Annotated in this window: 16 protein-coding genes, 1 tRNA gene and 1 riboswitch; of the genes, 8 read left to right on the top strand and 9 right to left on the bottom strand. The window is 51.0% G+C overall.

The window, feature by feature from the left end:
* The first annotated feature begins 147 nt into the window (after positions 1 to 147).
* The 6 genes from GX117_12700 to GX117_12675 all read left to right on the top strand — a co-directional run bounded on the left by GX117_12700 (position 148) and on the right by GX117_12675 (position 7,062).
* Positions 148 to 426, top strand: a complete 279-nt coding sequence (locus GX117_12700; protein NLO34189.1) for a hypothetical protein — start codon at positions 148 to 150, stop codon at positions 424 to 426.
* Positions 410 to 1,351 (top strand): glycosyltransferase family 2 protein, encoded by a 942-nt coding sequence (locus GX117_12695; GenBank protein ID NLO34188.1) that lies wholly within the window; start codon positions 410 to 412, stop codon positions 1,349 to 1,351. Before GX117_12700 ends, GX117_12695 begins: the two co-directional genes overlap by 17 nt.
* Positions 1,348 to 2,367 (top strand): flippase-like domain-containing protein, encoded by a 1,020-nt coding sequence (locus GX117_12690; GenBank protein ID NLO34187.1) that lies wholly within the window; start codon positions 1,348 to 1,350, stop codon positions 2,365 to 2,367. The genes GX117_12695 and GX117_12690 overlap by 4 nt, the downstream gene beginning before the upstream one ends.
* 36 nt (positions 2,368 to 2,403) lie before the next feature.
* Complete coding sequence (locus tag GX117_12685) at positions 2,404 to 3,465, top strand: hypothetical protein (GenBank protein ID NLO34186.1); 1,062 nt, start codon at positions 2,404 to 2,406, stop codon at positions 3,463 to 3,465.
* A 55-nt stretch (positions 3,466 to 3,520) separates the two neighbouring features.
* The gene (gene rffA, locus GX117_12680; GenBank protein NLO34185.1) at positions 3,521 to 4,669 is read left to right on the top strand and encodes a dTDP-4-amino-4,6-dideoxygalactose transaminase; all 1,149 of its coding nucleotides are present in this window, start codon (positions 3,521 to 3,523) and stop codon (positions 4,667 to 4,669) included.
* 98 nt (positions 4,670 to 4,767) lie between these two features.
* A complete protein-coding gene (locus GX117_12675; GenBank protein ID NLO34184.1) occupies positions 4,768 to 7,062 on the top strand; it encodes a hypothetical protein in 2,295 nt (764 codons plus the stop codon).
* 38 nt (positions 7,063 to 7,100) lie between these two features.
* On the opposite strand, the gene GX117_12670 is transcribed toward GX117_12675, so the two are convergent.
* Genes GX117_12670 through GX117_12650 form a run of 5 tightly spaced genes read right to left on the bottom strand, consistent with a single transcriptional unit; the run spans position 7,101 to position 14,554 of the window.
* Complete coding sequence (locus GX117_12670) at positions 7,101 to 9,476, bottom strand: glycosyltransferase family 4 protein (protein ID NLO34183.1); 2,376 nt, start codon at positions 9,474 to 9,476, stop codon at positions 7,101 to 7,103.
* Positions 9,433 to 10,668: a glycosyltransferase gene (locus GX117_12665; GenBank protein ID NLO34182.1), complete on the bottom strand. Its 1,236-nt coding sequence runs from the start codon at positions 10,666 to 10,668 to the stop codon at positions 9,433 to 9,435. The genes GX117_12670 and GX117_12665 overlap by 44 nt, the downstream gene beginning before the upstream one ends.
* Before the next feature lie 24 nt (positions 10,669 to 10,692).
* Complete coding sequence (locus tag GX117_12660) at positions 10,693 to 12,429, bottom strand: methyltransferase domain-containing protein (GenBank protein ID NLO34181.1); 1,737 nt, start codon at positions 12,427 to 12,429, stop codon at positions 10,693 to 10,695.
* Between the two features lie 21 nt (positions 12,430 to 12,450).
* Positions 12,451 to 13,749 carry an ABC transporter ATP-binding protein gene (locus tag GX117_12655; GenBank protein ID NLO34180.1) on the bottom strand — a complete coding sequence of 433 codons (1,299 nt, stop codon included), beginning with the start codon at positions 13,747 to 13,749 and terminating at the stop codon, positions 12,451 to 12,453.
* Positions 13,739 to 14,554, bottom strand: coding sequence for an ABC transporter permease (locus GX117_12650; GenBank protein ID NLO34179.1), 816 nt, complete (start codon positions 14,552 to 14,554; stop codon positions 13,739 to 13,741). The genes GX117_12655 and GX117_12650 overlap by 11 nt, the downstream gene beginning before the upstream one ends.
* A 366-nt stretch (positions 14,555 to 14,920) precedes the next feature.
* On the opposite strand from GX117_12650, the gene GX117_12645 reads away from it, so the two are divergent.
* Positions 14,921 to 17,248 (top strand): glycosyltransferase, encoded by a 2,328-nt coding sequence (locus GX117_12645; GenBank protein ID NLO34178.1) that lies wholly within the window; start codon positions 14,921 to 14,923, stop codon positions 17,246 to 17,248.
* Between the two features lie 31 nt (positions 17,249 to 17,279).
* Entirely contained in the window at positions 17,280 to 18,416 is a 1,137-nt protein-coding gene (gene wecB / locus GX117_12640) for a UDP-N-acetylglucosamine 2-epimerase (non-hydrolyzing) (protein NLO34177.1), read from the top strand.
* 57 nt (positions 18,417 to 18,473) lie between these two features.
* Here wecB and GX117_12635 read toward each other — a convergent pair.
* The 4 genes from GX117_12635 to GX117_12620 form a co-directional block, all read right to left on the bottom strand.
* A tRNA-Asp gene (locus tag GX117_12635) sits at positions 18,474 to 18,550 on the bottom strand.
* A 56-nt stretch (positions 18,551 to 18,606) separates the two neighbouring features.
* Entirely contained in the window at positions 18,607 to 20,019 is a 1,413-nt protein-coding gene (locus GX117_12630; GenBank protein NLO34176.1) for a hypothetical protein, read from the bottom strand.
* Positions 20,020 to 20,122: 103 nt separating this feature from the next.
* A riboswitch (cobalamin riboswitch) is annotated at positions 20,123 to 20,362 on the bottom strand.
* Between the two features lie 29 nt (positions 20,363 to 20,391).
* A complete protein-coding gene (locus GX117_12625) occupies positions 20,392 to 22,005 on the bottom strand; it encodes an alcohol dehydrogenase catalytic domain-containing protein (protein NLO34175.1) in 1,614 nt (537 codons plus the stop codon).
* Positions 22,006 to 22,062: 57 nt separating this feature from the next.
* Complete coding sequence (locus tag GX117_12620; GenBank protein ID NLO34174.1) at positions 22,063 to 22,821, bottom strand: class II aldolase; 759 nt, start codon at positions 22,819 to 22,821, stop codon at positions 22,063 to 22,065.
* Positions 22,822 to 22,963 lie beyond the last annotated feature (142 nt).

Genomic DNA, 22,963 nt, shown 5'->3' with positions numbered 1-22,963 from the left:
CAACTGCGTCATGATTGCCTCAGCGAAATTCATAACGCTGTCGTGTCCGCCCAACACTGGCTGGATTACAGTTACGGTGTGCAGCGCATCTCGGGCGAATCTTTGTCCAACACCGTCGGTCGAACCGTCCCCTAGCAACACCGCTCTGTGCCGCAGCAGCGCTATCTGGATGAAGACATTCATACCGGTTTGGTACCCTTGGAAGCGTTGGCAAATCGGCTGGAGCTGGATCATAGCCCCATCACCCGTATTTTAGACATCTACGAAACGACGTTTCACCGCGATCCCCGTGAAACAGGGCGGAATCTCCGTACTTTTAGCACAGAAAAACTCTTGCTTTATTTGAAAGGGCACACACACTTCAATAATAATGGCATAGGGAAACAACCATGTAACGAAGGTCATAACTATGGGCGAACAAGATAAACCTACCTATTCCATTGTGGTGCCCGTATACCGTTCGGAAAACTCCTTGGAAGCACTGTGCACCAGAATACTGAAGGTTTTTGACGAACGGGGCGATACGGTAGAAATTGTGCTTGTCGATGACTCTTCACCCGATCATTCCTGGAAAAAGATGCAGGCATTGCGCGCGCAGGATGAACGGATACGCATTATACGGCTTGCCAAAAACTTTGGACAGCACAATGCCTTGATGTGTGCTTTTGCGCATGTCCGCGGCGAACTGGTCATTACGATCGATGACGATCTCCAACATCCCCCTGAGGAGATCCCCAAACTTATTGAAGCCTATGAGCAGGATTCTGAAGCGGACATAGTGATTGGCGCGTATATACACAAGCAGCACAACTTAATCCGCCGCTTGGGCACCCACGCCATGAACCAGTTCAGTGCCTTGGTTTTGGGTAAAGATCCCAAACTGGAAATGACCAGCTTCCGCTTAATCAGGCGCTTTCTCATCGATGAAATGGTTTCCTTGAATCTAGAGCGGCCCCGCATTGGGCGCGTATTGCTGGAGCTGTCATCCCATGTTATTAATACGCCCGTAATCCATGATGAACGCAAATATGGAAAAAGCGGCTATAGTCTGTCCCGCCTGACCAAAGCTTTCATTAGCAACGTCCTCAATAATTCTGCCATCCCTCTAAAGCTGATCAGCAGCTTAGGATTATGCAGCGCCGTTGTCAGCTTTTTATTGGGCTTCTTTTACTTATGCCGTTATTTTTTTATCGGCACCACCGTCGCAGGATGGACAACCCTCGTGGTGATCAATCTCTTCCATTTTGGCCTCATCCTTCTTTCCGTGGGTATTATCGGCGAATATTTGATCCGTATCCTCCGGGAGGGTAAAGGGCTGCCCCAATACGTAATTCGAGATAAAGAACTTTGAAAGCAAAAAATACCACTAAAAAATATGTTTTGATACTCCGCCTTTTAGTGCTCCTATTCTCCGTTGGACTACTCATTAAAATGGTGGATTTCCGACTCGTATGGCGGCATATTGAAGATATCCCTTATTACATCTTTATTGCATTGGTAGGCATTGGCATGGTGCGCGCTTGGTTGAGCGGGCTGCGGTGGCGGCTGATCAACCCGGACGTGAGTAAACAATTGAGTCAATGGCAATACTTTCGATTTTTAATGATTGCCCACACCTTCAACCTCATTATGCCGGGCTCACTGGGCGGCGACTTTGTGAAAACAGCGATGGCATTAAAAACCGTAAAAAATAACCGTGCCCACAATCTTATCGCCATTGTTGCAGACCGCTTCATTGGCCTCTTCTCCATCATTATGTTGGGATCGTTGGCGATGATCTTTGCCACGAAGATACCGGACCGCAGCGTCTTTTATCGTTCTTTCGGCTTTCTCATCTTCGGCTTTTCGAGTGTTATCCTGGTCTCCACAAACAAATTCATTTTAAAACTTGTGGAAACTATTTGTTCTCATTTCGGAAGGCTCGGTCGATTTTTAATCTCCTTCTTAAATACTTGGCGCAGCGCACTTCTATTTTTCCGCCAAAACTATTTTCGCGTCTTTCTTGCTCTCCTGCTCTGCCTGCCGATTCACGGCATTGTCTTTTTGACCAAATTTGTAGTGGCCAAATATATGAACATTCCGCTGACATTCTTTGATGTGTGCGCCATCCAAGCGCTGGTCTGGGTCATCGCTGCAATACCCATTACCATCTCCGGCGCCGGGGTACGCGAATTGACCGTCATTTATTTTCTGTCCTTTTATGGGGTCGAGGCGGAAGCGGCAACAGCCTTGTCCATGTATTCCTATATTGTTGCAGTATTGCTTGGCTTCATCGGTATTCTTTTCCTTTGGAATGGAAACATTGCACTTCCCTTCCGACAAACATCCCTTAAAGCACCTTCCTGTGAAGAGGGGGAAGAAGCTTAATTATTTTTCAACGATTAGAATTGAATTAGGAAAGCAATGAAACGCATTCTGTTGACCATCGCCAGTTTTTTACTCTTTGTTAAACGGGAATTGACCACACAGCAGCGTATATCCCTATGGAATACCCTTAAGATGTGGCGACGCGGTTTTTCCCGTAATGCGATCATCTATTACGATTTTAAGCGCTTCGATCGTTCCCTATTTCTCACCGATTATGAAATGTATACCAAGGTGGTCAAAATCAATCTTGGCTATACAGAATTGATCAATAACAAAATTGCTTTTAACGATTTGATTTCATCGGTAGTACGCACCGCCAAAGTTCACGCTTATATCGAAAAAGGCCGTCTGATCCCCCATCGCGAAAAACCCGGCATTGACAGCGTAGACGCGTTGAAGGCCCTTTTAAAGTCCGGACAAAAATTAATCTTTAAAGGCTTTATCGGCGGCTTCGGTAAGAATGTCTTCGCCCTTTCTTGGGAAGACGGTTCTTTTTATCGCAACAACACGCCTATTGAAGAGGCTGAAGTTGAAAGCATCGTACAAAACTGTCATCACTATTTGGTTTGTGATTTTGTTTATCAAGCCGCCTATGCCCGCGACATCTTCCCTCATTCCGGCAATACCATTAAGTTCCTGACCATGATTGATCCGGAAAATAAGGAAGCCTTTATCGCTACTGCCATGCACCGCTTTGGCACGAAACAATCTGCGCCCGTGGATGCCGTGGGCAGCCAGGGATGCTGCGCCGCTATTGATTTGGAAACGGGTGTATTATATGATGCTAACCGAGTAGAAAATAGCAAGGTTATTAAAATCACCTCTCATCCTGACACGAACCAAGCCATAGTAGGCGTACAAATACCGAATTGGAACACCTTGTGCGAGGAAGTATGTGCCCTCGCCAAAAACTTTAGTTATATCAACTATATTGCTTGGGATGTATTGGTGCAGGAAGATGGGTTTGTCGTCCTAGAAGGCAACACAAACTCCGGCATTAATCTGTTTCAGTCTTTTAAGCCCTTGTTACTAAATCCTAGAAACAGAAAATTTTACCGGCACCATGGGATTATCCGCAATTTGCCGGACACTGAATGAGTAAGGTACTGCACTGAACGAAAATGCATAAACACAGGGATTTGAAGAGAATGATATGACCAACACAACATCAGTGCGCATCCCTTTCAATCGTGTGAGCCTATCGGGCCGTGAGCTGGAGTATATGCAGCAAGCAGTGGAAAAGGGTCACATTTCCGGTGACGGACCTTTCACGAAAAAATGCCATCAGTTTTTTGAGGAACGGCTGGGCGTCGAAAAGGCACTGCTTACCACGTCCTGCACCCATGCCTTGGAAATGAGCGCCATACTCTGCCATATCCAAGCGGGCGACGAGGTTATTGTACCTTCCTTCACCTTTGTGTCCACCGTCAATGCCTTTGTGTTACGGGGAGCCAAAGCAATTTTCGCCGATATCCGTCCGGACACCCTTAATATAGACGAAAGCCGTGTGGAAGCGTTGATCACGGACCGAACCAAAGCTATCGTTGCCGTTCATTATGCCGGTGTGGCTTGTGAAATGGATGCACTCTTAGACATTTGCCGGCGCTACGGACTGGAACTCATCGAAGACAACGCCCATGGTTTGTTGGGAAAATATAAGGGGCGCTACCTTGGTACTTTTGGCGCCTTTGCCACCCAAAGTTTTCATGAAACCAAAAATGTAAGCTGCGGCGAGGGCGGTGTGCTGCTGATCAACGACAAGCAATATGCAGACCGCGCAGAAATTATCCGTGAAAAAGGAACCAATAGAAGCCGTTTCTTTCGGGGTCAAGTCGATAAATATTCTTGGGTCGATATCGGTTCCAGCTACCTTCCTTCCGATCTTCTCGCCGCTTTCCTTTATGCACAGCTGGAAAACATTGACACGATCCAGCAACAACGAAAAGCTATTTGGCAGACCTACCATGACGGGCTGAAAAACTGGGCTGCCGCGCAAGGGGTACGGCTGCCTATTGTCCCCGATCACTGCGAACAGACCTGGCACATGTTTTATCTCTTGCCGCCTGATCTGGAATCACGACAAAGATTTATCCAACATTTACGAGATCAACAGATCAGCGCTGTATTTCATTATCTTCCTCTCCACCACTCCGATATGGGCCGTGCTTTGGGCGGGATGAAGGCGGATTGTCCCGTGACGGTGGAAATGAGCGACCGCCTGGTACGCCTCCCCTTTTATAATAGCTTGAGCCCCTCAGATCAGGCACGGGTCATTGATGCGGTTAAATCATTTGTTTGCTAAGTGAAATCGTGCTATGCTGTTTTAAAAGGGATTCCTCGCAATGCTTTTTTATTTGGGGACAGAGACTTTTATATAAACTTGAATAAAGGATTTTAGGTGTGCCCGGTAAAGAGTTGCTTTTTACACTATTTGATGAATTGTATGTTGGTTATGGATTATTGATGCTTGTCTGTGTGGGGGCGGGTGTCTTTTCGCTCCTCTATTGGTATCGGCACCGTATTGATTTCACCATTGAAAAAACCTTGATCCGCGCGTTGAACGGCGGCATTTGCCTCATCCTTGTCACCCCCATACTCATCCGATTTATTTTTCCGGAACAATGGCGACATTATTTTACCTCTAGTAATCAATGGGAGCAAATGTTCTTTTTCATCCCCTTCTTGCTGGCTTTTTTCTTGACCTGGGCAGTAGGATCCTTTCTCATCGCACGATGGCGTCCATCTCATTGGTTCTTTTTGTTGTGTATTTTTCTCCCCCTGTTCTTTCTTAGCCGAGCCCTTTACCTCTATTATGTTCATCCGACTCTTTACAGCGATTTCAAACAATATTGGGATATTGCCGCCAGAATCGTTAAATATTGGGAATTCCCCCAAACACTCGGTAAGACCTATCTTCGAAGGGTATTGCCCATTTGGGCGCCCCTCATTTATTGCTTTGGAAATGGGGCTTTTGTTTACAAACTCAGCAATGTTCTTTTTCAAGCAGTTACCTTTCTCATGGTCTACCGCCTCAGTACCCGTTATTTCGGAAGGACGGCGGCGCAGCTCACGCTGTGGCTGCTCCTTTTTGTGCCGGAACTTTTATACAGCGTCGGCATCACTTCCCACGATCTTACAGGATCTTTTCTGCTCCTTCTTTTCTTGGGCTGTTACGATCTGCTCATTTTAATGAGTGTTAAGAAATATTATCTGCGTACTCTTGTGCTTGCTATTCTCGCAGGTCTTCTCTGGTTCGTTACCGATCTAAACCGCAGTTACGGCTTATTTATACTCTTGGGTATCACGGTATTTTCTCTGACTGCCCTAGTCTCTTATTGTAATCAGATGTATAAATCTGCGCCCAAACTCAAAACAATCTCTTTCCTTGTCCTTTTTCTGTTGAGTTCTTTGGTCGTGCCTCATGCAACGATGACCCTGTCTAAACAGGTTTTCGCTAAGGTGACGCAGCTCTATGGAACGACGCCGCCCATGAATCGACGTGTTCTTTTTACGTCTATCGACAATTACGACGGTACCTATTATGACCATATCAATTTACAAAATATTATAAAATCTGCCCAAACAAGTGTTACTCCCGAAAAACCTATAGAATTCTGGACTGCCTTCAGCGATAACTGGTTCCTCTCTGAATATCTGTATAATCATCTCCGCTATGTGCCGCAATGGCTGCTGCGTACCAAGAAATTATTCTCTTTGGGAGAAGACGATAACTTTTATTTTTCGGCACTCTCTATGAAGGCGCCCTTGACACCCACCTTGTTGCCCAGACGCGCCCTGTTTTTATTAACTGACGCCTTCATGTTTTTCTTTTTGGTCTTAGCCCTAATGAGTATGATCAAAGCCTTTCGCAATACGAATTGGCAGGTTCATTATTATCCGCCCTTGCTCGTGCTCACATTTCTGGTCTTTATAGTCTTGGTCTTTGGAGAAATTCAAGCCCGCTATATCTATCCCATTTGGTTGATCCTGCCCATTTATATGGGGCGTTCTCTATTGCATTACTTCGGCAAAGAAAAAGAAGCGCTTTCAGAGTGCAGTTCGCTGCGGTGGGGTGTGGCGCTCAGTGTATTCTTACTTCTCGGCGGCTTTCTTGCCGCTATGGGTGCCTATGCTTTATCTCCGAACAAAATGCTCTATATGCGCCATTGGGATACACACACTTCGGTTCCATTAAGTTTTCAACAAGTTTACGGCCCCTATAGGGATCGAATAGGCAAAGATACCATCGCCATTAGGCGAGATGAGGCAAACAAAAGATGGGATATAGATCCGCCATCTAAAAATACGCTGCGTATGATTATGCGCTTTCACTCCAAACCCCAAGCAAATGATTATGTGCTTGCAGAAAAACGCTATAGCGGTGATCCCAACAGCAGCTATTGCCTTGGGGGCATTATCCGGTGTCCTTCTGCCGGCGCCAAGGATGGACTGACGCCGAATATCTTTTCCTTATCCATAATCGTCAATGGGGAATTAAAACTGGAAATGGATCATTGTGACGCTGCATCTGCAACCTATGTCGAAATCCCGGGGCTCAAGCCTGACGGTGACGGAAATTTGCAACTCGCTTTTGGAATCCGTGCGCTGCAGCAATTCAACGGCAATTGGAAAAGTCTCAGCACCGCCAACTTCAGTCATTTTCAGCTTGTGAAAACCGCGGCCGATGAGGAGTAATCCGCAGCGCCGACTGTGGAACCATAACCGCGCCCTTATTACTCTGAAGCGGGGCTTTTAAAAAGGCTGCCGTAGGCTGCGGTCAATGCTTTGCTCTGCTGATCCCAATGGAGATGACTGCGCACATAGGATTGTGCTGCTTTCTTTCGCTCCTCTCGAGACCGGGATGCCCGTTCAAACAATGCTTCTAATTGCTCCGCGTCTGCTTCGGACAGTGTCGGCGCATCCAATAGGGCAGGATCCAACACGACGCCCAGTCCTGCTTCTTTCACGACGGCGCTGTAATCGCCGATACCGTCTGTAAGGATTAGGGCAAGATCGGCGGCAAGATATTCTCCAAACTTCGTGGGTGAAGACACCTCATTGACCGGATCGCTGCGACGGAGCAGCACCCCCACATCCGCACATGCGAGGGCGGAAGCGATCTTGTCGTGGGGCAACTCCTGTAAGCAAAACATTTCTTCGGCGAAGCCTTCTTGCGCCAGCAGCGCCCGCGCCTGATCCTGTTCTTTTTCAGGAATAAGCAACAAGAAAAACAACTCCTCCCGTATCTTTTTGAGTTGGGCGAAAAAACGGATCATCTCTTTGCCGCACTGCCACGCAGCCAAAGTACCGGCGTAGGCGATTACCAGTCCCTTTCCGTCAACACGCTCCTTGATCTCAGGCTGACAGGTATCGAAACGGGACTCGGTGACGCCGCAGGGCAGGAGTTGCCATTCTTTTTTAGCATAATCGTATTTGCGTTGAAAATGGCGGTGCATGGCATGGGACACAAAAAGCGACAGGTCCGCTTCTTCGAGAACTCGCCGTTCCATGGCTTCCAAAGCATGGACGCGATTTTCAGCCGCGCCGCCCATGCGCTCCTCTTCCGGGGATATGCCATGACAATCAAATACAAATTTGAGTTGAGGCAGGCGTTCGCGCAGAAAAAGGGAAAGGCGGCTGCAATAGAGCGCTTCCCCTTGCACCACGTCTATTTGCTGCTCTCGTGCATAGCGCTCGAGCAAATCCACGGCATGGGCCGCTTTTTGACTGTCAAGATCGATGGCAAAAAGCGAATCACTTTCAACAAGTAAGACAGGACAATTCAAGGTTTCTAATTCTTGACGATGAGCCTCTAATTTTTGCTTGTCTGATTTGGGATGCAAACAAGCAAAATGAACCAATGCCCCCCACTTCATCAACATACGGATTTGCTCTTCTATGCGGACGCGATAGCCGCCGCGATAGCCGGGCGGCAGATAACCGACAATAAGCACACGGGGATGATACCGGAGCATAAGCTTCCGTTCTTCATCGCCGATGCATGCTTTCCACGTGCTTTCAAAGGAACGGAGTATGAGAGCGTCTAAGTCTTCACATAAGGCTTGTTGATCAAAATAATGCTGCGCCCAATGGCGGGAATAGGCGGAAGCCTCTTCGCGCGCCGCATCATCGCGGCAGCCTAGAATTTGTGCAACGGCATCTTCTGTTTCCGACCAACTGAAACGATGGGGGTAAATACGATCGGCGCCTTCCCATTGGCGGATGACGGGGATGCAGCCTGTTGCCATGCTCTCCGCCACCGATTGATGAGAGCCTTCGAAATCGCTGGTAGAGAGTAAAAAGCTAACGCCTGTATACCACTGAGCCATGTCTTCGCCGTGGGCTTCAAAGATCAAAGCTTCCGGGCGGGGCAAAGCATCAATACGTTTATAGATCGATTTATACCATGCCATTTCTTCTGTTCGCTGCAGCATCCATCCATAAGCTTCGGGCCGATGTCCTTTGACGCGCAGCGAATATGAAGGGTCAACCTGCTGCAGAGCATCCAATATGGCAATGGCGAGATCCAGCCGCTTCCGCTGCGGCACGATGCCAACCATGCCCAGAACCTTGGCAGTGTCAGATGTCTTTTCCCTATTCAACACGCCGCAAGCGTCAATGGGGCAATAATAGAGATGAGCGCGTCCTCGGCGCAACACAGGAAACTCATCAATCATATGCTCATAAATGTGGTGAGACGTTAACAAGAGTTTATCGACAGCTTCCCATTTCGTGTCGTAGAGATAGGAGATGCGGTCACGGTGCTGATGTTCCTGCAGATGCAGTCTGGAAAAAAGGAGTTGCCCCGCTTTCTTATGGTGAGAATACCAGACCAAATTGCCCAGCGCCCATTCGCAAAAGATTACATCAGCCCATTGAAGGCATTCGCTGCTCTGCTTTTCAGAAGCAATGTCATGACCGGCATGTTCATCAATACGCAGTTCATAACGAGGATTATTTCCGAAGTAGTCTTGAAAGGGTCCCGTAAATTTGAGATCATGACCGGCAATGACCATACGTATCGGCCTGTGTTCCCTTCGATCAGGATAAGGCTGCTCTTTTTTCTTAGGAATCAAACGGGATAAAAGCGACTGAAGCGGCTTTTTCATGAAGAACCTCCGGGGCATTCGCAATAAATTCAAAAGGATAACGCAGAAAACAGGGGCTGTCGTCTTCGATATAAACCTCCCTGTTGCTGCGTGTCAACACGTTTTCATTGAGCTCTCCCGGTCTCATGAAAAGCGTGGCAACTAAACAGCGACGGCGCACAAAACAGGGCTTTTCCGATCCGGGCAGCAGCACTACGCCCTCTTCTTGTGCCGCGAAGTGGCTGTCTAATCCGCTGCGCCCACAGTTGGAATAGCGGAGCGCGTCCATGCCGTCGCGCAAATAGGACGGTCCATAGCTGTGCGCCCCATGTATAAGGGCTAGGGAAGCCTCAGGATGCTCTTGGCTCAGGCAAGGGATAACCTGATCAAGGGAAGTCACGGAGGCGGCGATTCCTCGCGCAAGCAGGAAGGCACGCTGTTTCTCCGCTTCAGCCCCCGTATTCAGGATATAAACGGCACAGGCAGGTCGGTTTTGCGAGGCTAATTCGTGAGCCGTCCGTTCGGGATGTTGGGCTGCCGTCAAGAGGAGCACACAGTCCTCCGCCCGATCCTTGGCGCCTGCATCCAGTCCCAGCGTCTGCGCCACAGTCTGCAAACGGTGACGGTAGCAATGACCGTCCATGATCCGACGAATACCAAGAGCGGAACGGCGCATCCACTCCCGATCATCATCCATGAGCGGCTGCAGGGCCGCCCGCGTTTCGCTTTCTGTCTTCACCTGCGGCACCAAAGCACCAAAGATCTGCTCCATCCCTTTGCTGGGTGTGGAGACGAGAGGCGTACCACAGGCGAGCAATTCAAAGACTCGCCGCGCGAACATAGTGGGCGAATCATAGACAGAATTAACGTTTAGGAAAACGCGATATTTCCGATACGCATCTAACATGGATTCGTAAGACAGTTTTCCTCGGATATAGGGTTGAAATTGTTCGGGAAATAGAAAACGTGCTTTATCGGAACCTTCGTGTCTGAACATACGGTCATAAATATCCAGTCCGAAAATGATGCTGCCGCCCAGCATATTTTCCATGTGCCGCCGCCGTTCGGGAAAGCAGTCTGCGTAGTAGGTGCCTGCAAAACAAACACGATCTTGGCGCGTTTCCTTCAACACGGGATGATGGATCGTCGGCTGCGCCGCAAAAGGCAAAGAAGCAACCCGATCATGGCCGCAGCGTTGTCTATAGGCTTCCACACAGTTTTCGTCAGTCGTAAAGATCTAATCGAACTTGACGGCAGCATTGATGAAACGGTCAAAGTTGGGCGGATCCTCTTTATTCCAAAAGACAGTAGGAATATCTTTTGTATTGCACCACTGCAAGAGCTCATCCAGTTCATTTCCTGCGGGAGAGGCGTAGGAAGCGATACGTGTCTGCCAGGAGCCATTCCCTTGCCAAGCCGATTCGACAAAGAGGAAATCGGGCGGCTCTGCCTCCAGCACCTGACGCCAGTTGTCGGGACGAAAAGAAATCATCCTGCACTCAGGATCAAAACAGGCATAAGAAAAGGTATCCAGAATAACGCCCATTTTAAGTGTGTTCAAAACGCTACGGGAAGAGGCGATCTTCCGGGGTGCAGGCATGATTAAGGAGCGCTCTTCGACAACAGAGCCAGCCGCTGCCCCATCTTCTTCGGGTGTCGGTTTTTCAAATTCTTGCTCCTCTTCTTTCTCCTGCACAAGGGGTTCTTCCTTACGCGGCACATCATCAGCCTTTGGTATAGGCACGGCGATCAGAGGAGGTACAGAGGCTTTTTCTTTCTTAAAAAGCCAAGGCGTCCAACGATAAAAAATGGGGAAGCGGGAAAGAAATCCTTTGAAACGATTGAACAAGGCGCGCAGATAAAACGCGACAATAGCAGGCGGCCATTTCAAGATAGCACGGGTATCCCGATATTCCTGTTCCAGCCGTGCCAGATCACTGCGCAATTGATCAATGCGTTGATTCAAATGAATGATTTGTGCGCCCTTCTGTTCTAATTCTTTTTTATCGGCCGTATAGCTTCGATTTAACAGGGCGTGCTCTTGCTTTAACGAGCCATGCTCTTGCTTTAACGAGCCATGCTCTTGCTTTAATAAAACAAGCTCTTGCTTTACCGTAGCCTGCTGCTGTTGTATTGCCGCAAGTTGGTTGCGCAAAGATTCATTAATGCGAACGAAGTTTTGATCGTGGAGCAATTGGACTTCCAATTTTTTGGCGCTGAGCAACAATTCTTTTTCTTGATCTTCGGCACGGCGCCGCCACGTATCCCTATCGTCCTGCAACACGCCTCTGTCCCCGCGAAATGCATTGAGGGCAGGCACGATAAGGCTTCGGTCCATCCAATCGTCGCGCGTGTAGACGACCAGAGTCTGTTCGCCGCGCCAACACGGGCCGCGCCGTGTCCGCGTATCAAAAACACGGAAGAAGGCGCAGGACCAGCCTTCCCAGTACATGGGTAAATTCGTATCAAGAAAACGGAAGGCGTGTTCGGGATCTTTCTTCGCAGGGTCTTCCGCGTAGGGCATGAGCACGATGATCATTTTAGTGGCGACACGGCCAAGCACTTCGCTGAGGATAGTCATGGGATGGGGAAAATGCTCCAAGACGTGGGAACTGAAGACGACGTCAAAAGACGGCAGTTCCGCATCCGGAGCCAACCAATCTTGTGCTTGGAAATTGAGTTCGGGAAATTTGCGGCGCCCATTGGCAATCGCCGTTTCGGATACATCAACGCCGCAAACCAGATTAGCGGGAAAATGTTGGCTGAAATAGGAGACGGCCTCCCCTTCGGCACAGCCCCAATCGCAGATTTGCAAATGGCCGCGTCGTATTTCCATCTGCAAATGCTCGGGAAGGAATTCAAGACAAAGTTCCGCGTAGGCGCGCGTATAGGCTTCGCCCCCATTGGCAGCCCAATCCTGTTGAAAGCGCTGATCCCAATAAGCCGGTGAATTGATATGAGCTGTGTCAGTCATTAAAATTCTCCACCTTCCACTTTAGAGAAATTCCGCCTGCACTTCCGGTTCGTAGACGCCATAATGAGGCTCGTCGGACAGCACCGAAAAGTAATGGGCATTTTCCACATAATCGATATAAACGCGGCGACCTTCTTCATTATAGGCCACGGCGAGAATCAGAGAGTAGTCGCCCGGAGCCACACGAAGGGCAAAGGAAAATCGGGCGCGCAGTGTTGTTCCCGCCTCAGGCGTATCACAAAAGACATGGAGCCGGTCGGTGCTAACGGAAATGATATCGAGCCCCTGTTTATTACGTATGGCAAAGGCGAGGGCAACTGCCTCCTCGGGCAGCGACGTCTTTATGGAAGCCTCGACATTAAGGGTCACCGTACTCCCAAATTCATAGGATTTCACGATACCGGGCTCTTCCGCATAGAAGGAAAAGGCGGCGACCTGCGCCTCCCCCGTTCCCCAGCGCCGCAGCGATTCTGTTCTCTGCACTTCTTCCAGAGGAAGGACGGGAAAGCTGCGCACATCTGCCAACGCCGCCGCTTTGGTTTTTTCTGTGTTGGTCTTCTTTCCCCGTCCATTGGGAGCCGTGGAGAAAATCGTTTCACTATAACGGCTGGTCACGTCCCGTGTATCGCCGTCCATCTTCAATTTGCCATCGTCAAGCCAAATTATACGGGAACAAAAGCTCCGCAAGGTTTGCAGGCTATGGCTCACCAGCAAAACCGTGGTTTGCCGTTCAAGCATACCGCGCATATGTTTCATGCACTTGATCTGAAAGGCACCGTCGCCGACGGACAAGGCTTCATCGATAATAAGAATCTCGGGGTCGATAAAAGCCTGCACCGCAAAAGCTAAACGCATTTTCATGCCGCTCGAATAGGTCTTCACAGGCTGGTTCAGGAAATCACCGATATCGGCAAAGGCGACGATGTCCTCGTACTTCTCGTCAATTTCTTTATCGGTCAAACCCAAGACAGCCGCATTTAATCGCACATTTTCTTTGCCCGTAAATTCGGGATTGAAACCGCTGCCCAGTTCGAGGAGCGCCGTGACCCTGCCCCGCGTTTCGCAACTGCCGATGCTCGGCGTCAACGTGCCCGCTATGATCTGCAGGAGCGTACTCTTTCCTGCGCCGTTGCGCCCGATGATGCCGATGCTCTCGCCTGCCTGCACCTCGAAATTCAGATCACGGAGCGCCCAGAATTCCCGAAAGAAACGACGGCGATGACCATAGATCATTTGCAGCAGCCGATGGTGGGGCGCGTCATAGATTTGGTAAATCTTACTTATGTTTTGCAGGCGCAGCGCAGGAGCATCAGAGGACATCGGCAAAGCCCTTTCTCGTGCGCATGAACCACAAATACCCCAATTGACAACAACATAGGGAAATGATAAACCATAAGATCAGGATGCCCCATTGGGGCCAAAGATTATAGACAAGAACGCGCCGCGTTTGTTCTGCAAAAACGGCGAGGGGATTGACGTAAACCACATAGCGCACAGGATAGGGAAGGCGCTCCGCTTCATAGAAAATAGGCGTCAAAAATAAGAGCATGCGCAATACAATGGTGATAAAGTGGTTCAAGTCGCGGAAGAATACGCCCAAGGAGGCGACGAGCCAACAGATGCCCAGGGTGAAAAAGGATAGGGGAATCAATACCAAGGGCAGCGCAAGGGTTGTAATACACAAGCGATTCAAAAAGAACAGGACACCCACGATGGCAATTAAGAACCAAGCCAGATTTAACATGAAACAGGTCAAATACCCGGAGAAAGGAAGGACCTCCAAAGGGAAGACAACCCGTTTCACATAGTTGGGATTGTTCACAATCAATTGCACCGACATGCCCACGGAATCGGAAAAGATTTGGTAGACCGTGAGCCCGCAAACGAGCACAATGGCGAAAGCGGCTTTCGAACTGCCCAGATCATGGCCCCAGCGCGCTTGAAAAACAACGCTGAAGATGAAGGTGTAAATGCCCAGCATGCATAAAGGCGTGATCAAGGTCCATGCCAAGCCCAACATGCTGCCTTTGTAGCGGCCCCGCACGCCCCGCACCGCTAAATGCAAAGAGAGCCGCCCATGTTTCTTCAACATGTGCAGGGGCGTACTCAAAGACTCTCTTTTCATGTAATACCCTTTTATTCCGGGCAACAGCCGCGGTAGCCGGGAAGGTAAACTCTTGACTAAACTACGATTAAGAATAACACCGGGACGAGCAGCGAAGACAGCACCCTTGGTTCACGTCACGCTAAATGTCCTCAACAGAGTATAGACGTTGATTTCACTGCCTTTCAACTTTTAGTTCCTGAAAAGCAAGGGTTTGCACTGTCATGAAGGCTTTTTATACAATGATTTTAGGCGCGCCGTGGGTACAGTGAAACGCTTTTTCCGCCGTGGCGAATCACCATTTACGCATCAGAACGGATTCTCATCGGGCGTCTGTCTCATTACATCACGCTACGTTATTGCATGAATACCTAAACAGGAAAGAAAATGCTCCCTGTACCCCAACATCCTGTGCAGCGACTGATCTTCCGAGGAATCAGAAGGACGGTGCGCAGCTTCGACGTGTACAGCCGATTCACGACTGCCGCACAAATACCCTACCACTACTTGTTGGATGGGCGGGACGGCATTGTGGCGCGGGACTTTTCCACACTCCGAGGGCCGGGTCAAAAGGGGCTCGTTTCCCTCATCTTACCCGTCTACAATGGCGAAGCCTATTTAGAGAAAGCCGTCGAATCCATACGGAACCAGAGCTATGAACAGTGGGAGCTGATCCTTGTGGACGATGGTTCCACAGACGGCACGGCCGCCTTAATCCACCGCCTTGCCGCTGAAGAACCGCGTATACGTCCCTTCCGACAGGATAACCAAAAGCTGCCTGCTGCCTTGAATGCAGGGCATAAGCTCGCACAAGGCGAATTTGTGACGTGGACCAGCTGCGATAATCGGCTCAAAGCCAACTTCTTAGAGGTGCTGGTGGCAGATCTGCAGGCGCGCCCTTGGGTAGACATGGTTTTTGGCGATATGGAGGTTATCAATGAGCGAGGAGAAGCCTACGCCGATGCGCCCTACTACCCAGGCTACCAGTACACTAAAAATCCCGGTGAAATTCTGTTGCCGGGTCATGTGTCGCTCCTCCACCGCTGGAACTGCGTAGGCGCTGCCTTCCTTTACCGGCGCGAAATCTTAGCCCTCATCGGCACGTACAGCACACACCAATTCACGTGTGAGGATTATGATTTTTGGCTGCGCGTGAACGCCCAACTCTGCCTGCGCCACAGCAAACACCACGGCTCTATTTACCAATATCGAATTCACGATCAATCGCTCACAGCACAATCAAAAACTTTGAATATTTTGGATCGACAAGCGGCCCTTCTCTGTTTGGATGAGGCGCGGCGCGATATCATCAGTTGTCCCATGGCATGGCAAATTGAGAGCGATGAAAGCGCTGCCTGCCAAGCCTTGGCACAGCGATTGAAAACGGCGATCACGGATAAGAGTCATGCCCTAAACGGATCGGATAAGACGGTAAAGGGATGGGTCTTGCCCCAAGCGTGGGTTTATATCTGCGAAAGCGCTACAGCCCTGCCCGAATCCTTTCCTACAGACTGCCACAGCGCTGTACTCCTCGTTTTGGGGGATCCGGCGCTGCCGCCTACCTTGCCGCCCATGTGGACTTTAGCGATCTACGGCGGTTCCGATGCACCACCCCTCCCCGCCTTGGAGCAGCATCGAGGTTGGATCGCAACGGATAATACGGCGTGCCTGGTCCATGCCATTCAATGCCATACGACGGCGCGTTTTTGCGCGGAAATGGAACGTAAAGCCCTCGCCTCGGAGGAGGAGACCCTGTCTTTTTCCGTCATTATTTGTACGAACCGCGAGCCTGCCTTCTTGGCGCGCTGCTTGGATGCGCTCCGTGCACAAAGCCTCTCTCCTGAAGCCTATGAAATCCTTGTTGTGAACAATGCGCCCGAGCTCCGCGACTATACATCCATTCTCAACGCCATACGCAACTGCGCCCCCCGGCTGCAAATCCGAGAAATCGCCTGCCAACCGCCGGGCTTGTCCCATGCCCGCAATGCCGGACTTCGCCATGCATCAGGGCGTATTATCGTTTATGTGGACGACGACAGCATCGCTGAGGCTAATCTGCTTGAGGTGTTACAAGAAGCCTACGCCGCCGACCCTGAGGCAGCGATTATTGGCGGCGCCATCGATTTGATGCCCCCTGATCCTATGCCCCGCTGGTTCGGCGGGAATCTCACGCGCTTCTGGTCTCAACTCACACCGAAACAGAACAGCTATTACCGCTGCTACTCATGGATGGAATATCCCTACGGCGCGAACTGGAGCGCACGGCGCGATGTGCTCCGCCAAATCGGCGGGTTTCGCAGCCACTACGGCGCAGGCGGGCGTATGGCGACCCGAGGCGAGGAAACCGTCGCAGCCTTGGCGGCGGCACGATTGGGGAAGATCATCGCTATAGAGCCCCGTGCTCGTGTGCTGCATGCCATCGAAGCGGAACGCTTCACCTTGTCCGTGTTGTTCCGCACCTGTCGCGAGAGTTTCGCCGTGCGCCGCTTATATGCCAAAGAAGGACAGCTCTCCACCACCATGAAAAAAGAAAGCGCTTTTTTCAAACGAGTCTTCCGCTTCCTTCGCGCAGGCGCGCCTAACCGAAAAGGATTGCCCTATCGCGTGGAACAACTCGCCATGCTTGCCAGTTTATGGCACAGCACCGTCTTGTTCTTTTCGGATTTGTTTTGTTACCACCTGAAACGTCCTGTAGAATCACGAAGAAGAAAATGACACCCTATCATCAACTCATTGGAGCCTGAACATGCGAGACCCCATCAAGATAGCCATTATTTTCGGCACCCGTCCCGAAGCAATCAAACTTGCGCCTTTATACCTACGTCTTTGCCGCGAACCGGAACGTTATGCGCCCCTTCTGTGGGTGACCGGTCAACATCGTCAAATGCTGGATCAAGTGCTGCAAAGCTTTGCCTTGGAGCCGCATCGAGATTTCAATCTCATGCGCCAAGGACAAAGCCTGACCGATGTGACCTGTGCCGTGCTGGAAAGCCTCCAAGAGGCATTTGCCGAAGAGCGCCCGGATATGGTCGTTGTGCAAGGAGACACCACGACGGTTTTCGCCGGTGCCCTCGCCGCCTTTTATGCGCGCATCCCTGTGGGACATGTGGAAGCGGGACTCCGTACGTGGAACCGTTTTGCGCCCTACCCCGAGGAGGTGAACCGACAGCTGAGCAGCTGTCTCGCCGACCTGCATTTTGCGCCGACGGAAAAAGCTAAACAAAACCTCTTGTCCATACGCATACCGGAAGAACGGGTTTTCGTGACCGGGAACACCGTCATTGATGCGTTGGATCTGGTGGCGGCAAAGGTGCGCAAGGAACAGCCCCTCTTGCCCGAAGCCTTCCCGCTGGAAGCGATCCGCCAAGGAGCGCCCATGATCCTGATCACGGGACACCGCCGCGAAAACTTCGGTTCCGGTTTCGAATCCATCTGCCAAGCGATTTTAACCTTGGCAAAACGCTATCCGGACTACCGATTTGTCTATCCTGTCCATCTCAACCCCAATGTGCGCAAGCCTGTGCAGCGTTATCTCAGTGAAGAGCAAAATATCCATCTCATGGAACCCTTGAGCTATGAGGCTTTCATCTGGGCGATGGATCAGGCGTATTTTCTGCTCAGCGATTCCGGCGGCGTACAGGAAGAAGCACCTCACCTGGGCAAACCGGTGCTGGTCATGCGGGATACGACGGAACGGCCTGAAGCGCTCGAAGCAGGTACCTCTATCTTGGTGGGCACCGATGCGGAACGCATCGTGCAGGAGTGTGTGCGCCTCATCGAAGATAAAGACGCCTATGATGTAATGAGCCAAGCCGTTAACCCCTTCGGCGATGGACATGCCTGTGATTATATTGCAGATGCTATTCATCGTTATTTTGCATGAGGGCGCGGCAAGGCATAAAAAAGCCGCCTGACATCGTCAAGCGGCTGGAATTGTTAATGGCGGAGACGACGAGACTCGAACTCGCGACCTCCGGCGTGACAGGCCGGCGTTCTAACCAACTGAACTACGTCTCCATAACGTATACTAACTTCCTCTGACTGGAGAAAGTATAGCAAAAGAAAGAGGGGCGTTACAAGTTTTTATCCCCCCCATTTCTTGCAGGAATGCACTGCCTCAGCAGCGGTGTTGAAAGGATGATAATCCCGCATCCGATCAAGAGACAGAGGATGATTCCCTTCATGAAAAGACCGGACAAAGGAAGCTGCGGCTGCACCGTGAGCGTAAAGGTCGGCGAAACAACACTAGAGACCTGATCCGATACGACGCAATAGAACTGCGCGCCGGAAAGCTCCCACGCTGCAGTCATAATCAAATGGGGCTGTGTCTCCTCCGCTAAAAGAAAAGTTTCTTCTCCCTCTTTGCGGTACCACTGATATTGAAGCGCACCCACGCCGCCATGGCTTTCTATGAGGAAGAGGGCGATTTTCCCCTGTTCCGCCGTCACCTCCGGGGAATCCAACGCAGATTCAACGGACAATAAAGGAAGCTTAAAAATACCATCCGCACAGCTGAAATAGATCGCGTTATCCTTAAAGCGCACGGCCTCCAAGCGCCCTTCATATTCCGCCAAGACTAAGGGGCTGCTCTGACCTTTGGGGAAGAGAAGCAATTGACTGGGCGCGTCCCAAGCCGTTGCTGTTACATAGAGGTTGGCGTCGAGGTCAACGGCAAGTCCTGTGGCGCCTGCATAAGGCTGCGGTATGGCGGCAAAGCCGTGTCCGTCCCCTTCCAAGCCTTCAAGCATAGGATCCGCCAGGGCAGCTTCCAGCTCAGCGACACTCCACCGGAATAGGAAGGCGGATTCGCCGTAACTGTAACCGGGCGCATAGTAGAGGTTACCCTCCGTGTCGAAGACCATGGGACCGGGAGAATCGTCTAGGTCTCCGAATTGCAGGGGCGGCAAGGTCTCCAATTGTCCTGAGGCGTTGACAGTGCTGTAAAAGAGCGCCGCCGGTCCCCAAGTAACGGCAGAGCCTGAAGCGAAGAATTCGCCGGAATGTCGTGCCGTCGCCCCCCACAGACTCGCGCCATAAGGAGCCTCGAGCAAGGGCGCGACAGATTGCGGTGCCTCAATGGGATAGTAATAATAGTTGGCATCGGCGCGGAGCGCGTCACCGCCGTCATTGAAATACACATAGCCGTCTATACAGCTCATGACGGAACCGGCCCAAATATCTTGAGAATCAAAGACACGGAACGGCGCTTCGCCCTCGGCGACACGATAGACTTCCAGCTTGGTGCCCCAAGCGCCGTCGCCCACGGTGTAATGGAGTGCGCCCGTATGGTCCCAGTCAAAACTGATCAACACAGCCGCAGCAGAGGCAGGAAAAGCATAATAGCTTTCCACAGTACACCCGTTTAGGGGGATAGGCGCGGCACTTTGCGCCCAAGAGGCGGAAAATACAGGTGCAACGACAAGACAGGCGAACAGAACAACGGAGCGGAAAAGGACATGGACAGACAGGGAAGGAGCGCAATTCATCAGGAAACCCTCGTTTCTAGTCAGGCTTCACCGTCGCCACAGACCGCCAAATCACGAAGCGTATCACAGAGACACACTTCGCGGCAGGCAGCTGTATGGGAAGAAGCCCAAGCCAATTCCCGGCAGGTCTTCGGACTTACAGGCAGTTGCTTTACGCGTTTCCTACTTGACACCGCTTCCCAATCCCATCCGATGGGATCAGTGCGTTTCGCATGGGCAATCTCTGCCTATGCTTGTGCTTTCGTTCCTGTTTACCGCTGCGGGGCAGTTCCGGATTTACACCGGATTCCCTCTTAGCATCAGAGCGACTATCGCCCTGTGAACCGGTCGCGCTACTATACCACGCTGATTATTTTAAAATCAACCGCTCTTTTAGGGCAGATATTTTTCTAAGAAGAGACGCTCCGCTTCATTGGTCCACGCGCCTTCTTCACTTAAGGCAGCGGCAATTTCGGCCTCTGTTTCACTAAGCTTTTCCAGAGGCGTCAATGGAAAAGACGGTACTTGCGTATAGATGATAATTTTGCCGGGATACCATGCTTCCTTGACTGCCGTCAAGCCTTTATGGGCCGCATCCAATCCGCCAATCGCCGCCACACTGCGGTTACTTTCCAACTTCTTACTTTCAACCATAGCGAGAACGGCGCGCAGATCACGGATGCGGCTGCCGGAACAGCCTATCATTTTTACGCCCGCACAGATCTTATCAATGCTAACCAAAGCTTTGGTGCCCGTTGCGAGACCGGCAAAAAGATTGACAAAGCCCTTGGCACCGGTCAGGCTTACCGATTGACGCACCAAGGCAGGTACGGGAGCCATTACGGCAATATCCGTATAGCCTTCCGCGCCGCCCAGCGCTTGGATGCGGGCGTTCATGGCGTCTTCATTCTCAAAATCACCGGGAGCCAACGTGATCAATTCAATATTCCGTGCCTGTGCCATGGGGCCGAAGCGCGCCTCAATATGATCAAGCCGTTTGCGGTCGAGATCCGTGACGACGACGCGGCTCAACGCTCCTTCCGTCTCAATGGCGCGCTGCACGTGCATTTGCCCCATGGGACCGCCGGCGCCTATGAAGAGCCCCCTGCCGCCGGGCAAGAGGTCATGCCGTTTATTAATCTGTGCAATAGCTTCCAAGCTATCGCCGCCGCCCAGATAGCGTTTGTTTTGGTAGTGAATCGCCCCCACATCCAGCATCGCTTCACCGCTCTCGCTCGGGTTGCCCAGTAAAAACATGACGCCGTTGGGATTCAGTCGTTCACCTAAAGTCTCCACCAGCGCCGGCGACGGCGCCGTGATAATGATGTCGTCGTAGGTGTCTATACCAAGCCCCGCCAAGCTTGAAGGAACGAAGTCGGCTTTGGGAAATTGTTTTCGAAACTCGTCACCTTGATCGGAAACGACCAGTTGTTTTTCGCCCGTAGGCTCCACACGATCCTCCAGGGCATAGGACATTTCCACGCACGCCCAAGGTTCGCTGAGCGCCGCTTCACTGTAGCCAGTATCCTCTTGGACGGGCAGCAAATAGCAGCCTTCATCACCGTCAAGACCGCGCTCGTCCAGATAGGCATATTCCGCCAAGCCGCCGGGAATCATATAACCAAAGGCGTAGCCCACGCCTTTATAATAGATGTCTGCCTGCACGATAAAGCGCTGTCCCACAGTGAAGCGGTCTTTCCAATCTTCGCCCACAGCGACAAGGGTCGCCGCACATTCATGACCGAGAACCGTGGGATCTTGTTTCAGGTCACGGCCGCGCAGACGCGGATGGTTGCCGCCTTGATTGATAATTTTCATATCGGAAAGGCACAAGCCCAGTGCATCGATACGCAGCATCACCTCATTCTTGGCGGGCTGACGGAGGGGCACCACAACGGATTCGCCGTTAATACCCACATTTTCAAGACCGGCGCCAAAGACCTGCCACGCACGATAACTGTCGGGAAGTGCTTGAGCAGCCTGTTTATATTCCTTCATTTTACTCATGGTTCTTACCTTCCTGAATGAGGGTTAAATTTGATATTCACCAACAACAGCACGGGATTACACCAGTTTTTCCTGACGATATTTTTCGTCAGGACGGGAAGCGATACGGTCGATATCCTTATCACTCATAAATTGAGGGCCGCCCATGGCGTAGGTACTGATTAATATTCGCGACATTTTCTCGGCCATGTCTGTGATTGCGGTTACCGCTTTTACGGTCGCGCCCAAGGCGAAAAATCCATGATTTTGCATGACCACAGCTTTCGGCAATTCATTCTCCCGTTCAATGAAATGGCGCACACGATCGCGCGCCTCCCTCGCCAACACCAGCCCCGGATCCACATAGGGCACGTATACGGAAGCACGGCCCATGACCACAATATGATCCGGGCACAAACGTCCGCTCATCGCCTTCTCCGCATTGACGGAACACAAAATGCCATTGATCGCTTCGGGATGAGTATGGCCGATAAAGGAATACTCGGGGTATTCGTAGAGGAGCGCATGTAAGATGGTTTCCACGGAAGGCATACGCAGCTCAGTGGGATCAACGAGACCGCCTTTTAACGCCTCCTTTACATCCTCATCGGTGGCGCTGTCGGCGTCTAAAATACGGGTTACTTTCGAGATGGACACCGGCAAGAAATCATTTTCCGTCATCGTGCCCAAGCTCGTCCCCGAGGCTTTCACATAGAGATGATCCCCGTCAATCCTAGCGGAGGTGTTCCCTTCGCCTAAAATCGCATAGCCCCGTTTCTCATGCCCCAAGTAATGGGACATGGCAAGTAATTCCCGTAATATCAAGGCATTATACATCGTGTAATCCTTCCTGAGCTCGAAATTGAATTATGCACTACGCAGGGATAAATTCAGGCAAATCATAGCAAAAGCCGGGCACAGTTGCCAAAGTGTATTTCGCACGCCCTACTGCTCAAACGATCGCGCTAGGAACGAAAAT

It is taken from the genome of Candidatus Hydrogenedentota bacterium (assembly GCA_012523015.1).
GTDB lineage: Bacteria > Hydrogenedentota > Hydrogenedentia > Hydrogenedentales > CAITNO01 > JAAYBJ01.
Note: the sequence above shows the minus strand (reverse complement) of the source record. Positions and strands in the feature narration are given on the sequence as shown.

Excerpts from the sequence above, each read along its gene's own strand:
- GX117_12655 (NLO34180.1), bottom strand. The coding sequence starts at position 13,749 with ATGTCCTCTGATGCTCCTGCGCTGCGCCTGCAAAACATAAGTAAGATT.
- GX117_12695 (NLO34188.1), top strand. The coding sequence starts at position 410 with ATGGGCGAACAAGATAAACCTACCTATTCCATTGTGGTGCCCGTATAC.
- GX117_12660 (NLO34181.1), bottom strand. The coding sequence starts at position 12,429 with ATGACTGACACAGCTCATATCAATTCACCGGCTTATTGGGATCAGCGC.
- rffA (NLO34185.1), top strand. The coding sequence starts at position 3,521 with ATGACCAACACAACATCAGTGCGCATCCCTTTCAATCGTGTGAGCCTA.
- GX117_12650 (NLO34179.1), bottom strand. The coding sequence starts at position 14,554 with ATGAAAAGAGAGTCTTTGAGTACGCCCCTGCACATGTTGAAGAAACAT.
- GX117_12685 (NLO34186.1), top strand. The coding sequence starts at position 2,404 with ATGAAACGCATTCTGTTGACCATCGCCAGTTTTTTACTCTTTGTTAAA.
- GX117_12630 (NLO34176.1), bottom strand. The coding sequence starts at position 20,019 with ATGAATTGCGCTCCTTCCCTGTCTGTCCATGTCCTTTTCCGCTCCGTT.
- GX117_12620 (NLO34174.1), bottom strand. The coding sequence starts at position 22,821 with ATGTATAATGCCTTGATATTACGGGAATTACTTGCCATGTCCCATTAC.
- GX117_12625 (NLO34175.1), bottom strand. The coding sequence starts at position 22,005 with ATGAGTAAAATGAAGGAATATAAACAGGCTGCTCAAGCACTTCCCGAC.
- GX117_12645 (NLO34178.1), top strand. The coding sequence starts at position 14,921 with ATGCTCCCTGTACCCCAACATCCTGTGCAGCGACTGATCTTCCGAGGA.
- GX117_12670 (NLO34183.1), bottom strand. The coding sequence starts at position 9,476 with ATGAAAAAGCCGCTTCAGTCGCTTTTATCCCGTTTGATTCCTAAGAAA.
- wecB (NLO34177.1), top strand. The coding sequence starts at position 17,280 with ATGCGAGACCCCATCAAGATAGCCATTATTTTCGGCACCCGTCCCGAA.